The 14,561-nt window shown below is 47.4% G+C and carries 11 protein-coding genes; 4 read left to right on the forward strand and 7 right to left on the reverse strand.

Annotated features, from left to right (window positions below):
* Positions 1-16: 16 nt before the first annotated feature.
* Positions 17-1,120: a stalk domain-containing protein gene (locus RS891_RS27490; RefSeq protein WP_315793698.1), complete on the forward strand. Its 1,104-nt coding sequence runs from the start codon at positions 17-19 to the stop codon at positions 1,118-1,120.
* 155 nt (positions 1,121-1,275) lie between these two features.
* Here RS891_RS27490 and RS891_RS27495 read toward each other — a convergent pair whose 3' ends face one another.
* The 5 genes from RS891_RS27495 to RS891_RS27515 form a co-directional block, all read right to left on the reverse strand.
* A complete protein-coding gene (locus RS891_RS27495) occupies positions 1,276-2,322 on the reverse strand; it encodes a hypothetical protein (RefSeq protein ID WP_315793699.1) in 1,047 nt (348 codons plus the stop codon).
* Between the two features lie 69 nt (positions 2,323-2,391).
* The gene (locus RS891_RS27500) at positions 2,392-4,080 is read right to left on the reverse strand and encodes a DUF6138 family protein (RefSeq protein ID WP_315793700.1); all 1,689 of its coding nucleotides are present in this window, start codon (positions 4,078-4,080) and stop codon (positions 2,392-2,394) included.
* 312 nt (positions 4,081-4,392) lie between these two features.
* Positions 4,393-6,045, reverse strand: coding sequence for an extracellular solute-binding protein (locus RS891_RS27505; RefSeq protein WP_113055454.1), 1,653 nt, complete (start codon positions 6,043-6,045; stop codon positions 4,393-4,395).
* Positions 6,046-6,144: 99 nt separating this feature from the next.
* Entirely contained in the window at positions 6,145-7,737 is a 1,593-nt protein-coding gene (locus RS891_RS27510) for a response regulator transcription factor (protein ID WP_315793701.1), read from the reverse strand.
* Complete coding sequence (locus tag RS891_RS27515) at positions 7,712-9,472, reverse strand: sensor histidine kinase (RefSeq protein ID WP_146752158.1); 1,761 nt, start codon at positions 9,470-9,472, stop codon at positions 7,712-7,714. Before RS891_RS27515 ends, RS891_RS27510 begins: the two co-directional genes overlap by 26 nt.
* Positions 9,473-9,737: 265 nt before the next feature.
* On the opposite strand from RS891_RS27515, the gene RS891_RS27520 reads away from it, so the two are divergent.
* Positions 9,738-10,697, forward strand: a complete 960-nt coding sequence (locus tag RS891_RS27520; protein ID WP_397333744.1) for an ABC transporter permease — start codon at positions 9,738-9,740, stop codon at positions 10,695-10,697.
* A 12-nt stretch (positions 10,698-10,709) separates the two neighbouring features.
* Positions 10,710-11,588 carry a carbohydrate ABC transporter permease gene (locus RS891_RS27525; RefSeq protein ID WP_315793702.1) on the forward strand — a complete coding sequence of 293 codons (879 nt, stop codon included), beginning with the start codon at positions 10,710-10,712 and terminating at the stop codon, positions 11,586-11,588.
* Between the two features lie 55 nt (positions 11,589-11,643).
* Here the strand turns inward: RS891_RS27525 and RS891_RS27530 are convergent, their stop codons facing one another.
* Positions 11,644-11,826: an aspartyl-phosphate phosphatase Spo0E family protein gene (locus RS891_RS27530; protein ID WP_113055458.1), complete on the reverse strand. Its 183-nt coding sequence runs from the start codon at positions 11,824-11,826 to the stop codon at positions 11,644-11,646.
* 277 nt (positions 11,827-12,103) lie between these two features.
* On the reverse strand, positions 12,104-12,814 hold the full coding sequence (locus RS891_RS27535; RefSeq protein WP_315793703.1) for a MarR family transcriptional regulator: 711 nt from the start codon (positions 12,812-12,814) through the stop codon (positions 12,104-12,106).
* A 179-nt stretch (positions 12,815-12,993) separates the two neighbouring features.
* On the opposite strand from RS891_RS27535, the gene RS891_RS27540 reads away from it, so the two are divergent.
* On the forward strand, positions 12,994-14,556 hold the full coding sequence (locus RS891_RS27540; RefSeq protein WP_315793704.1) for an FAD-dependent monooxygenase: 1,563 nt from the start codon (positions 12,994-12,996) through the stop codon (positions 14,554-14,556).
* Positions 14,557-14,561 lie beyond the last annotated feature (5 nt).

A 14,561-nucleotide genomic window follows, 5' to 3' on the forward strand; every position in this document is an offset into this window, starting at 1 on the left:
AAGGAGAGTTATACACATGAAGAAAAACTTGAAGAAATCTGCAGCAACGATGATGGTACTGGGCATGACTTTAACAGGAGCAACGGGCGTATTCGCAGGAACACAACTGGAGAAAATCTCGGCATACCTCAACCATGGAATCAGCTTCAATGTTGACGGTGCGGCGTACTCACCGACTGATGGAAACGGCAAGAAATTGGCTCCAATCACTTACAACAATTCAACTTATCTGCCTGTACGTGCCATTGCTGATGCGCTGCATGTACCTGTATCGTATGACGGTAAAAAAGGACAGGTGATCATCGGAGAAGCACCAAGCAATCCTTCCACATTGAGCAATGTAACCTATAGTGCAGCTCAAAAAGAAGCCATTCAAAAGGCGTTTGCACAGTTCGATGGCTTCGAGACAGCATACGCTCCTCAACAGATGGTTGCAGGTGATACTTTTAAAAGTGTAGGCGCTGGCGGCGATGGAGTAAGCTTTACTTTTAACCATATGAAAGTGGATGTGTCTCCAAGAGATTATTCAGACGGTTACAATGGCAAAGACGTAAAACTGTCCAATGGTGTCACAGCCAAGTGGTACACACCGGATCAAACGGGTATGCTCACGTTCAAACTGGATGATCGTTATGTCACAATAAGCTCACCTGACCATAAGCTGTCTCAGGCTCAGTTGCAGCAAGTGGCTGTATCTGTGCAAAAGGTTCAAGGCAATGATCAGGGTGTTACAGGCTTTGCTGATGTGAAATATACCCAAGAGCAGTCAGCTGCCATCCGCAAAGCCTTTGCCAAATTCCAAGGATTCGAGACTGCTTACGCACCACAACACATGATTGCTGGGGATTCATTCAAAAGTGTGGCTGCTGGCGGTGATGGTGTAAACTTTGTTTTCAATCACATGAATGTCAGTGTGTCACCTAAAGACTATTCCTTCAGCTATGATGGCAAAAATGTTAAACTGCCAAACGGCGTTACCGCCAAGTGGTACACACCGGATCAAACCGACATGCTAACATTCAAACTGGATGATCGCTATGTAACCCTTAGCTCGGCAAATAATGCCTTGACTCACACACAGCTGGAGCAAATGGCTGTATCTGTGCAAAAAGTGAAATAAAATAAAACGATATATAAAACACACATCATTCTGCTCTTCCTATGAAAGCAGATTTGATGTGTGTTTTGTCTTAATTTCACTAACGACTATAGGTATCCTCAGCTGATCGAGGATGGTTCGTTTAAAATTGCTGTTGCCACTTGTCTGCAATATGATCACACCGACAAACCCGCTAAACGAATCACTCTCCGATAGTTCATATAATCGATCATACCCTCCCATTCCAACTCCCCTGCATTACCGTCACGATAGTATACGGCCGCAGCGGGTAGGAAACCGACCAACGGACCCATGCCACCACAGATCATCGCGCCACCGTCGCCACCTTTGGGCATCATGTTCCCAGAAGCATCAAGCGTAAGCTCATAGTTATAGGGATCTCCAGCAAACTGGACACCAAAAAAGTTGGGCAGCTCTAAATCATACGGACGGTCATTCTCTACTAATAGGGAAGGGTTCTGCTCTATCGATTCGTCCACAATTCCCTCCACCTCTTCGAGGCTTCCAAAATGCTTCAATTTCATCGTGTAGTCGAAGCTGTCTCCCCATGGAAATAACGTACGGCTCCCCCCTCCGTACAGATACTCCCACTCCTCTTCAGTAAGCAAACCAAAACCCGCTTTTGCTTCTTCCTCGATTAAATATTCCAACGTCAAATCTTCATTGAACCAAAATATCTGTATTGCCTCACCTTGACGAACCAAACGAAACTCTTGATGCAGTTCATACTGATTCAGATCGGACAGCTTAAACTTCTCCAACTCTTCTGTAAAATAGGAACTCTCTTGCGCCATCGCTTCAGCTTCCGTCACTTCAAACCAACCAAGTGGATGGTTCCTGCACTCCACCAGCATGGGAGCAATGTGTACTTCCCTGACCGGAGACATCTGGCTACTCAAAAAAGAATCCACATCCTCCACGCCATACTCACTGACGGTCTCCAGCAAATCCGCGGAAGTCTCCTCGTTCATTCCAACCTGCCAGCGATCCCAGCCAAGTGTCACCCGATCACCAGGCACAAACACAAATGTCTGCTCCTCATACGAAAATACACCTGTCTCGATTCGCTGACCGAATCGTTCAAATGTCTCCAGCCCTTCATACTTCATACCTGTGGGAAAATATCTGAGCAAATCACGCAGCCGCTCCTCCTTTTTCTGAGCGGACAGTCCTTCCCATACACCCCGATTCAATGGCCCCATATCTCCCCCACCTTTACTTGTATCCTCATACATCACATCAGCCTTGAAAAGCCCCTCACGGGCATATCCTTACTTCCCTGCGGCCTTTAACAGCTCTAACAGTAACTCTTTCCGTTTACCATCAGCCTTGCGTGCCAGCGTTGCAAGTTTCTCTATCTTGCCCCAGATCGGATACAGCGCTCGCTCCACTTCATAGGTTTCCATTCCTTGCAGCGATTGGACCAGAAGTTCAAGCTTCTCCTCATCCTCCAGCTCTGGCTGGATCTTCAGCTTCAGGGAATCCGTAGAACAACGTAGGCAAGCAACTAAAGCAGGTACCGTGCTTTCCGTTACTCCATGTGTCTCAGCAAAGGCAACGGTGAATTTATCCTGTACCAACTGGTGCTCATCGTCCACTTCCCCCATGTAATATTCAACCAACGGGAAATACCGCTTATCTGCCAATCCCAGTCCGAATGTTGCATAACTGCCTGGCATACAGTTCTTTTCACCCTCTGTATCCGCATAAAATTCGAACTCTTCGATCGCTGCACGTGCATATTCTTCAAGCAGCGGACGCAGCTCTGGGTACTCCAGCGCGTTTGCGAAAAATCGATGGGTATCCGACTTCGCAAGCCCTTTAACAGGCAGATACTGCTTCAAGCTGGATTTGAGCTTGATCTTGTAACTTTTGGGGAAGCCCTGCTTCAGCAAACGGGTGATAAAAGCAATGGCCTGTTCGTAGGCAGCTGCTTCCTCCTTGCGAATGATGAGGGTAATGATCGAGAACACATCGTTCGCGGTGCATTCTACCTGCTCATTTTTCACATGAATATCTTCCTTGGCATAGGTTCCACTACCTTCCGTCATCATACGCGCTGCACGGTTACTGCCAAGCTGTTTCGCCAGCTCCAGGAAGGTAAGTCCTTTCGGTTTACTGTAACTAGGCTCATAACGAAGAATCATCACGGCTGCATACAACAGCAGATCAATAGGCTGTGCCACATGCTGCCCATGCTCACTCTGAGGCTGGTCTTCCTCCAAAGAGGCACCTGGCTTAAGTGAATATACATTGGCACTGTATGCAGAAGGCTGTACATCAAAGTACCGTGGCAAAAAATGATTCTCCGCCCAAGACGTTATCGCACGAATAATATCACCACGATGCTCCGCCAGAGCTTCCTGACGTCCTTTATTTAACTCCTGTATGCGATCATATTGCGATATAGTCCACGCTACATCCAGTTCAGGGAACAATTTTGGATCAAGCAGGTGACGCGTCAAAAAAAAGGATTCCAACGGCTTTGTTGGATATGAACCTTTCAGTAGCTTCTGGTCTACGTATGTATGAATGCGCTCAAGCAACTGCTGCCTTTTCCCTTCGTTGATATATTCGAGCATGGTCACTTGCAGCTTTCCTTCTGTCGTTGGGAATTTCCCGCGAAGGGTAAACCGATAGTCGATCAACGGTGTATCCGCCAGCTTGTCCAAGTTCTCTTGAACCACTTCTACAAGCTTGGGCTGGATCTCATTCCGCACCTGTTCCTCCGTAAAGGGACCAGGATTCTTCGATTTCAATCCCTCATCCAATCCAAGATCCACACTATCTACCGTGGTCCGTCCAGGTCTGTAATCCAGCAAAATATCATTAAAGATCCCCGTTTGTAGTGTTGTTCTCTTCACAGCCTTTTCAAGGTCATCCCGCTTCAACTGTTCACTAAACCATTCTTCAATGACCTCAATCATCTCTTCCATTGCCTGATCATAGAGTATACTCATGCTTCGACCGCCTTCCCATTTATCAGATCATTCCTCAAACCATCTATGCTAATATGCTAAAAATACGTATTGACGTTCGTATATTACCTATTATCTTACTCTCTCACGCATCTGTGAAACAATAAGTCTTACGCACGGTTGTATTCTAGAAAATTAATGGATAAACCCTTCCGCACGCGTCTATGCATCCCCACACACCAAACAAAAACACCGGATTTAGGCGATTTCACGCCCAAATCCGGTGTATTCACGAAAGAGTTCTTCTTTCTTTTATTACTTTAGTATGATTCATCTCGTGAATCATTCACGGTATTAATTAACTGTTTTGAACCATTCATTGACTTCCGTTGTGATTTGGTCGCCGCCCATGGATTTCCATTTTGTCACGAACGCGTCAAATTCATCGATGCCGACCTGACCGTAAATGATTTTGCTGAACGTATCTTTCTCCAGCTTGTCGAGCGCATCTTTCTTCATCTTCATCGTATCCGTCGGTGCACCCGTAAATTTGTTCTTGATTGCATCATCCTTATGAGCTACCACGACTTGTGCCGCAGCGAACACTTCAGGTTTGTTGGCAATTTTCGTATTTTTTTCAAATGGTGTTTCAGGCTCCTTGCCTGTAGCAAGTTCTGCCAACGTATCCATCATCAGGTTTGGAATCCGTGCACCGTCATACGTAATTGTGTACTTGAGGGGGGATACCCCATCTTTCACTTCAGCCTCACCAAGCACTTTGCCATCTACAATATCAAAGTCATATCCTTGGGCAAAGCCATGTTCAAACTCCCCGCCCACTTCTGGATTAGCGAAGTTATCGAACAAATAATTTTGATACGTGAAGAAAATTTCTGGGTTTACCATATCCTTATTGATCAACACAACCCCGTTACTTGCACCCGAACCGTGGTGATGGCTTTCGCCAGTTGGTCCAGTTGGCAGGGCGATTGCTTTGTAGGTAGCGCCGTCCACATTTTTCTTCACATCATCGATTGGCCAGTTCGGCATCCAGTGTGGTCCGACAATGATTCCCGCTTTGCCTGCTGTAAACAGTTCGGCAGCCTTGATCTCGTCATATACGCCAGCTTCCTTCGGCAGATAACCTTTGGACAACCATTCTTTCATCGTTGCAAGTCCTTCTTTTACACCTGGTTGAACCGAGCCGTATTCCAGTGTTCCTTCTGCATTCAGATTCCACTGTCCTGGCATCGTGTTATACATTCCGAAGATCCAGCCAGATTCAGTCATCCAGGTATTGAGGGCATTTTTCATGCCAACCGTCAGACCGTACGTATCTTTCTTACCGTTGCCATCCGGGTCCTGATTCGTAAAGGCATCCATCACCGTCACGAGCTCATCGATCGTTTTAGGTTCTTCCAGTCCCAGCTTCTTCAGCCAGTCTTCACGGATAAACATGACCGGGTCGCCATTGTAGGCATAGTCGAAGATCGGAATACCATAGCGTTTGCCTTCATACATGTACGGGTACCACTCTTCCGGTGCGGATTCAGCAGCCCCTTTCCATGTGTCGGATGCATACTTGTCGAACAATTCACCTGCATCGGCGAATTTACCCGATTCAATCAACTCACGCACCAGATTGTAGTCACCACGGATGGAGACGATATCCGGCAGCTCTTCGTTAGCCGACAGGGAGAGACGAAGCTTCGTGTAAAAAGCATCATTGGTCACGGACACAGCCCAAGGTGTAGTCAGGTCGATGCCCAGACGCTCTTTGGCCCATTTGGTATGCACGTTGTTCTGTGCAGTCTCTCCGTTCTTGAACTTTGTATCATCATTCCAGGCTCGCAAATAGCTCATCTGAACCGCAGGTTCATACTTGCCGTCTTGCAGCGCAAGTGGCGCAGCCGCTTCCTTGGATGGTTCTTCCTTTGCCCCCGAACTGCATGCCGTTACGGCAACCATCGTCAGTGCAAGCAATGCAGTCATCATTTTTCTATACATGAAACCCCTCCTCAATCACTTTGAATGCCCTTACATGAAAAGGATAGTGCAGCCGGGGAAGCAAACATATATCACAATTTCAATGTTCATATTGATTTGTTAACCGTTCCGAAAATCCTGCGGGGTCAGGCCATAATGTTTGCGGAATACTTGAATGAAATAAGGCGTATTGTTATATCCCACTTCCTGACCGACTTCATATATTTTCATAGCCGTGTGTTTCAGCAAGTGAACAGCACGTTCCATTCGGGAACGGATAATGTAGTCACTGATGCCTTCACCCGTCGATTGTTTATACATTTTGGACAAGTATACCGGGTGCAGATGCACCTCCCCGGCAATAACCTGCAAGGACAGATCTTCACCCAGATGGTGGTCAATCCATTGCTGGACCTGTCTGATCATGTTCGATCCACTTTCCTGGCCCGTATCGGTTGTGCTTTGAGCCCATTGTTCCATCACGCTCCGGGTCCATGCTTCCAGACTCCGAAGTGACACGCCGTAGCCGTCCTTCAGCAGTTGCTGATACTGCTCACCAAGGACATCGGACAACTGTCTGCCCTCCCGATGAGCCATGTAGGAGAACGCGGCTGCGAGATAGTGAAAAGCAACATAGACATGCTCCGGGAACACACTATCCGATAACTCGGCGAAAATTGAATCAATCTTGCGACTCGCGTCCTCCATCCGTCCTGCTTCCAGCAGTGCGGTCAGTCCGGGTGGCTCATACAGTGCTGAAAGTGATTTCAATGTTGCTCCATGGGAGCCGGCAGCCGCATTGAGGTGCAGGCCTTTGCCCGCTTCCGCCTGCTTGCGCAAGGCACTTACAGCCTGATGATACAATTGTGGAACCTGGTCTGGAAAACGGCCTATCCGGCTGACTGACAGTGAAATCGTCGCGTTTAAATACTGCTTCACACTGTGAAGCAGCCGTTCTCCAAGCCGCCCCATCAGCAGTTCAGGTTCAGACTGTGTCTGTTTTGGACTTGCCATGAAGACGAGATCATCATACGCATCGTCCGTATGGCAGAGATGATAGCTGCTGCCAAAGATCTCTTCCACCACGTTGGAGATGGCGTATTTCATCAGACGAAATGCCTTGTGCGTTGGCTGTGGGTCATCATAACGGATGAGCAGCAGCTGCATTTTATCCTGGGGACGGAAGCCAATCTCCAATTGCTCCAGTTTCTCTACAAGTTCGCTCTCTGCAAATTTATGTCCAAGCAGTACATCCTTCATTAATCCCGCCCGCTTCTCCGGTAAATGTTCCCTCACCGAATACATGGCGCGCTGGTGCATCAATTGTTTCTCTCCCTCCAGCCGAATCTGGACGGAAGCCTGCTGCACAGCTTCAATCAGCTCCTCATCCCGAACTGGCTTCAGCAGATAACTCACTGTTCCATGCCGGAGTGCCTGCTTCGCATAATCAAAGGATGCGTGTCCAGATAAAATGATACATTTGGTCCGTTCCCACTTTTGACGAATATGACTCACCAGATCCAGTCCGGACAAGCCAGGCATACGAATATCGGTGATGATAATATGGACCTGATGTGCCGTCATTTGCTGTAATGCCTCTTTCACCGAGTACGCCTTATATACGTGCCCAATCCCATGCTCTCTCCACGGTATGGAGGCTGCAATCGATTCCACCGCTGAATGTTCATCATCCACGACCATTAGATTCATCATTAGGATATTCCTCCTCAAACCATCGTATTTCCACACTGAGACCACCGTAAGGGATCGCTCCAAAATGAAGCCCTGAAGAATGACCATATCGTGTAACGAGCCGTTGGTGTACATTCCAGGTACCCGTGCCTATTTCTTCACCCATCGGTTCATTGATTTCTCGTTCAAGACCGGCAATCTCTTCCGGCGTCAAAGTAACACCGTCATTATCGACAAACAAACTATACCGTGTGTATTCCCTTCCATCAATTTGTTCTTGTGCTGCCATGCCTGTAACCACGATGTGACCGCTTCCCTCCATCGGTTCAATGCCGTGAATGACTGCATTCTCCACGATAGGCTGGATCAGCAGCCTCGGAATGTGCTGCTGCATCAGTTCTTGCGGTACGGCGATCTCATACGACAAACGGTTGGTGCGCATCTGTTGGATGGACAAATAATTGTCCAACAACCGGATTTCCTCCTCCACGGTGGTCATATCGTTCTCATCACGTGTGATGTAGCGATAGTAATCTCCCAGGCTGAGCGACATGGCAATAACCGCTTCACGGTTGCCGAGCTGCGTCATATTTTTAATATAAAACAGACAATTGTACAGGAAATGAGGATTGATCTGTGATTGCAGATGCTTCAGCGTCGCTTCTCGTGAACGGATGCGTTCCTCGTATACTTTTTCGATCAGCTCCTGAATTTGCTCGGCCATGTGATTGAAGCTCTGCGTCAGGTACGCGAATTCATCACGGGAGTGATCGACCGGAATTCGTGTGGACAGCTGTCCTTTGCGAATCTGTTGCAATCCTCTCATCAGACGTTGTATCGGTACCTGTACCTTTCGATATAACAACAGTGCAGCGCCAATACTGAGCACGAGCAGCAGCAAAATGGAAGTAATGAACATGTTCCGGCTCTTGTCCATCGGCGTGAGCAAATCATCCAGCACAACCGGGTTAACATAAATTCCGTTCAGCTGTTTGGAGAGCACATAACTAACCAAGTACTTCTTGCCCCCCACCTCAAGTTGATGGTTGCCTTCACTATCCAGTTCAGTTAGTGGCATGTCCCGCATCACGGCTTCCACGAGCTCGGGGTCTGCACTGCGATTTAATAGTGGCTCGTTGCCCGGGACCAGAAGAAAGGGATCTCCTCCCTGTGCCTCCTTAAAATCATCCAGCATGGCAACAATGTTCATCGGGTCAAAATTAATTTCCATCACGGTCCGTACATCCGTGGCCACAGGTTTTTCATTCCACTCGTAGTTATCCGTAAAGAAATAAGTGAAGCTGCCTTCATTCAACTGCCATCGGCCTGGCTGTGGAAATTTCAACATCTTCTCATTAAAGACCGTCCGGTTCGACATGGTGGACAATACCAGCTCTGCCTGAGGCAACACAATGGTAATATCATTCTTCCAGCGGCTGGTGGACTGGTACAGCGACAATTTGTCGAGAATATCGAGATAGATGCTGTTTTTCTCATACTGACTGGTCGATTCCGTCATGTAACGATAGTGCAAAATGCTTGGATCACGTAGTAAAGTCAGCCCGTAAAGGGAGAGCTGTTCAATATTTTTATCCACCTGAGAGCTAAAATAGTTGAATTGATTCAAACTTGAATTTTGCTTCTCCTCGACAACCATGTCCACATTCGCCTGATTCGCGTAGGTATAGAGCAGCAAGATTGGTACAAGCAAGCAGACAAGCAGCATAACTGTTTTTGAGAATACTGTAAATTTCATTGCTTCACCCTGTCCCGGATTAAAGTAAAGATACACATCGAAGTCCTATTTTATATTGAAACCCCTTACATATCTATACTGAATTTCAAATGAGTCACTATTCGGTATACGTTTTCAACAAGTTAATAAATCAACATCCGCCTTGAAATGTTGTTCTATAGCCCACCCGTTTCCATTGCTATAATTCAGTTGCTCCACTATTTGCAGAGGCTGACTGGCCTCATTATGCAGAGGCTGGACGATATAAAGGAGGGACCTGATGGCTATGGAACAACCACTAACGACCAATACGCCGGTGCGGCAGGCAACACACAATCCACGCAAACGTACCCGCTGGAATTTCAAACGCAATTGGCCGCTGCATCTGATGCTGCTGCCTTCGGTACTGCTCACATTGCTGTTCGCCTATGTGCCTATGGGCGGCATTATTATTGCGTTTCAGGATTTTAAACCATGGCTGGGATTCACCGGCTCCAAATGGGTCGGATGGGATAACTTCCGATTCATGTTCGAATATCCGGACAGTGTTCAGGTCATCTGGAACACAGTACTGATTGCCGCCATGAAGATTGTGGCCGGACTCGTGGCCCCTGTTGTATTTGCTATTTTGCTGAATGAAGTACGGAATTCCACTTTCAAACGGTTCTCACAAACGCTGGTATACCTGCCCCACTTCTTGTCTTGGGTTGTACTGGGCGGCATCCTGCTGGACATGCTTTCCCCCGAAGGCGGACTGATTAACCAGATTCTGGCGGCCGTTGGCATTGAACCGATCTTCTTTCTGGGAGATGGCGACTGGTTCCGTGTAACCGTGGTCATCAGTGATGTATGGAAGGAATTCGGATTTGGTACCATTGTCTTTCTTGCAGCCCTTGCGGGCATTAACCCTGCTCTGTACGAAGCTTCTGAAGTTGACGGGGCAACACGACTTAAGCAGACCCTACACATTACGCTGCCTGCACTCGTGCCGATGATTATTGTCGTGGGAACGCTGTCACTGGGGAATATTCTTAATGCTGGATTTGACCAGATTTTCAACCTGTACAATCCACTTGTATATGATAAAGGCGATATTATTGACACGTTTGTTTACCGGATGGGTATTTTGAATGGCAAAATGAGTTTTGCGACTGCGGTTGGTTTGTTTAAATCCTTTGTCGCCATGTTCCTCGTTATTACCGCCTACCGGATGGCTTACAAAATCGCCAATTACCGCATTTTCTAAGGAGGAATTAAGGTGTATCACAAAACGACCGGATACCGTATATTTAACGGCTTCAACCTGTTCTTCATCGCGGCCGTCTCGCTGCTGTGTGTGCTGCCGCTTATCCATATTCTGGCGGTTTCCTTCAGCGGTAAAGCGGCAGCTTCCGCCAATCTGGTAACGCTCTGGCCGATTGATTTTACAGTCGATGCCTATACCAAAACGTTTGGTAACAGTAACTTTCTCAGCGCGCTCTGGATCTCAGTGCAACGTACCGTGTTCGGTACGCTGCTTAGTATGGTGCTGGTCACCCTGACGGCATATCCTTTATCCAAGGAAAGTCTGAATTTCAAGGGACGTTCGCTGTACGCGTGGTTTTTCATCTTCACGATGCTGTTCAGCGGCGGACTGATCCCTTCCTATATCCTGATTCAAAAGCTGGGACTGATCAACACCATGTGGGCTCTGATTTTGCCGGGCGCTGTGGCGGTCTGGAACCTGATTCTCATGATGAACTTCTTCCGTAACGTACCGAAAGAGCTCGAAGAAGCGGCATTCATCGATGGTGCCAACCATATCACCACATTGTTCCGTATCTATCTGCCTGTGTCCATGCCGGCCATTGCTACGATTTCCCTATTTACGATGGTGGGGCAGTGGAATTCCTGGTTCGACGGTTTGATCTACATGAATGACGCAGCCAAATATCCGCTCGCTACATTGATGCAAACGATTATCGTGCAGCAGGATTTCTCCAATATGAATGTCGATGCGACACAGCTTCAGAACATGTCGCAGCGTACCGTTAACGCAGCCCAGATCTTTATTGGGGCACTGCCAATCCTGCTCGTGTATCCATTCTTGCAGCGTTTCTTTGTAAAAGGAATTGTGCTTGGGGCTGTAAAAGAATAGAGTTCGTATACTGAATGCATTCGCATCATTTCATCCCGAGGTTTGTAACACGCTGTTATTTACTTCGGGATGTCTTTCCGCGAATGGCATTGTTATATTGATTAATGAGTTCATCCAGAACCATCGATTGACGAATGACCTCCGGATGCCACAGTTCTTTATGAGAATTTGCAATCTGGTAGAGCCTCTGTCGTGCCTTTTCGATACATTCCTGAATGGTTTCCGGATTATGCACCATACTCCCGCCCCCTGTTGTCCTTCAATATGCTTCATCCAAAAAAGACCATCTATTATAATATTCGGAACATAGGGAGCTGCACATTACCCCAAAATCGAATTTATGGTTATTTTTTCTTGTACAGGTTGAAATAAGGATGAGCAATGGATTCGGATGTGGCAAAATACGAAAAAATACCGGATAGGCTTATCAGCCTTATCCGGTATTTGTTATACCTTAATTTATTGTGCGCAGAACGCTTCAAATCATTTTCTTATGAAATATGCTGATGTTGCGGCTAGTCCTCATAATCTGCAAAAAAAACATCATTTAATATGGTTTTTGCTTTCTTCAAATTACGGGAATCCAACTTGTTGAGCATAGACATGATTTCATCCATTTCCTCGGTCAATGACGTAGAGCTATTAGCCTTATAAGCTTTTGAATCCTTGTTTGTAGGCGCATCTCTTCGGGCGGATTCATAAGTCCCCTCCTCTGTCTCCGAATGAATCCATGATGTATGCAGCGTCTTTTGGAGGGTGTTTACGAGAAACTGTAACTCATCCTCGTTATACCGTTGCAAGAAATGATGAACCCCAAGATCAATCTGATGATGCAGGCCCTGATGCAAACGATAAATCTCTTTTCCGAGCGATGTGGTACGGAATAGAACTTCTTTTTTGTTATCCGGAAGTGACTCGGTTACGATGATTTTTTGAGACACGAGTCTTCTCGTAATCTTGGAGACAGTCCCTTTAGAGAAGCCGAATTGTTTTGAAATGGTTATGCCGTTTACTGGTTCAAGTGTACCGATTGCATCCAGCACATGCAGCATTGTCACCGTCATTTCTTGGATTAGCTCTTCAACAGCCGGATTAGGACTATTTTGGATCAGCCACTGTTTTTCTTCGTCTTCTTCTGTTTGGAATCTGATCTGTATATCTTTCACTGCTTCCAGTACTTCTTGAATTAAGTGATCTTTATTTTGATTATCCGATGGGTTGATCATTCAATTTTCCTCCAACGATGGTTAGCTTCTTACCAGTATATCAGGGTATGTCCTACAATTAAAGTTTCCTGGAAACAATATTGACAATAAAGAGAGATTAACTTATTATTGTTTCACGGGAAATTAAAAAAGTTTCAATAGAAACAATAAATAAAGCACGATATCTCATCCATTGCGATATGGGTGATCAGGAGGAGATTCAACTGACCCAACATTACGATATTGACGTACTCATCGCTGGAGCTGGACCGACTGGCTCCGCTCTTGCAGTCGACCTGCTTCGACGCGGCCTTCGTGTCCGACTCGTTGACAAAGCCCCTCACGCCTTTCAAGGTTCCCGTGCCAAGGGAATTCAACCAAGAACCCAAGAGATTTTGGAGGACTTCGGCGTGCTGGAAGAGGCTCAGTCAGAGGGAAGTTCTTACCCGCTTGCCGGTTTTCATATTGGACCGTTAACTTTGCCTTGGCGCATGCAGCAGCAAAATAAACCAACACCGAGCGATCCGTATCCAAACATTCTCCTGTTGGCGCAGCACCGAACGGATGCCATCTTACACCGCCTACTGAAACAACTCGGCTTAATCATTGAATTTAACAACGGGTTGGAGCAATTCGAACAGGATGCTGATGGAGTGACGGTGACTCTCTCTTCCGGAGAGAAGGTTCGCAGCAGATATCTCGTCGGAGCAGATGGAGGTTCGAGCATCGTTCGCAAAGGGGCAGATATCCGATTTATTGGAGAGACTACCGACTCTGACCGTACACTCATCATCGACGGCTCGATCGACAAACTGTCTCGCAATAGGTGGCATATGTGGCCACGTACACATGGCACGTTTGTCGGAGCCTGCCCTCTGCCACACTCCGACCAGTTCCAAGTTATGATCAGGCTGGCACCGGAAGAAAAGCCTAACCTAGACAAAGGCGCACTCGCCGCTCAATTCCACAAACTCACAGGTTTGCGTCTCTACGACATTACCTGGAGTTCGCTGTTTCGTCCCAACGTTCGACTGGCTGAGCACTATCGGTCGGGTCGCGTCTTCATTGCAGGCGATGCTGCACATGTGCACACCCCGGCCGGTGCACAAGGTCTCAACACGGGTATACAGGACGCCTATAACCTCGGTTGGAAAATAGGGCAGGTCATTGCTGGGGCACCCGAGAGGTTGCTTGACAGCTACGAGGCTGAGCGTCAACCGATTGCCGCTCGCGTCCTCAGCAAATCCAGCGAGCTATACGCCAAGCTAGACAAAAATCGCCTGGCTAGCCTCAAGCGTGGAGACGAGGAGCGACAGCTTAGACTTTCTTACCATGGTGGGCCGCTCGCGTCTAGCGAAGAAACGGCCACCAAAACACTTCATGTTGGTGACCGGGCGCCAGATGCTCCCTGCAATGGACCCGGTGGGGAACCACGTCTGTTCGACATCTATCAGGGGCCTCACTTCACTTTGCTTGCCTTTGGACCTAACGCTGCCAAGTTACTCCCTAAGTTAAACTGGCCAACCAGCGGTGCCGAATTACACTGCTACGTCGTTGGTACCACACACGAATCAGATCAGAAGATCCTCCATGACTCCAGCGGCAAGTTGACCCGTACCTACGGTATTACCAGCGAAACGCTGGTCTTGATTCGCCCAGATGGTTATATCGGGAGCATCATCACGGCCGATTGGCAGGAAAGCTTCAACAATATAGCCAGAATGTTGGCTCCGCCGCAATCCATCGGGCCCAACCCGAATTGAGGGTC

The sequence above is a fragment of the Paenibacillus sp. BIC5C1 genome, assembly GCF_032399705.1.
GTDB lineage: Bacteria > Bacillota > Bacilli > Paenibacillales > Paenibacillaceae > Paenibacillus > Paenibacillus taichungensis_A.

What these genes read in the sequence shown, in the direction of transcription:
- RS891_RS27490 (WP_315793698.1), top strand. Translation starts at nt 17, where the DNA reads ATGAAGAAAAACTTGAAGAAATCTGCAGCAACGATGATGGTACTGGGC.
- RS891_RS27495 (WP_315793699.1), bottom strand. Translation starts at nt 2,322, where the DNA reads ATGGGGCCATTGAATCGGGGTGTATGGGAAGGACTGTCCGCTCAGAAA.
- RS891_RS27500 (WP_315793700.1), bottom strand. Translation starts at nt 4,080, where the DNA reads ATGAGTATACTCTATGATCAGGCAATGGAAGAGATGATTGAGGTCATT.
- RS891_RS27505 (WP_113055454.1), bottom strand. Translation starts at nt 6,045, where the DNA reads ATGTATAGAAAAATGATGACTGCATTGCTTGCACTGACGATGGTTGCC.
- RS891_RS27510 (WP_315793701.1), bottom strand. Translation starts at nt 7,737, where the DNA reads ATGATGAATCTAATGGTCGTGGATGATGAACATTCAGCGGTGGAATCG.
- RS891_RS27515 (WP_146752158.1), bottom strand. Translation starts at nt 9,472, where the DNA reads ATGAAATTTACAGTATTCTCAAAAACAGTTATGCTGCTTGTCTGCTTG.
- RS891_RS27520 (WP_397333744.1), top strand. Translation starts at nt 9,738, where the DNA reads ATGGAACAACCACTAACGACCAATACGCCGGTGCGGCAGGCAACACAC.
- RS891_RS27530 (WP_113055458.1), bottom strand. Translation starts at nt 11,826, where the DNA reads ATGGTGCATAATCCGGAAACCATTCAGGAATGTATCGAAAAGGCACGA.
- RS891_RS27535 (WP_315793703.1), bottom strand. Translation starts at nt 12,814, where the DNA reads ATGATCAACCCATCGGATAATCAAAATAAAGATCACTTAATTCAAGAA.
- RS891_RS27540 (WP_315793704.1), top strand. Translation starts at nt 12,994, where the DNA reads ATGGGTGATCAGGAGGAGATTCAACTGACCCAACATTACGATATTGAC.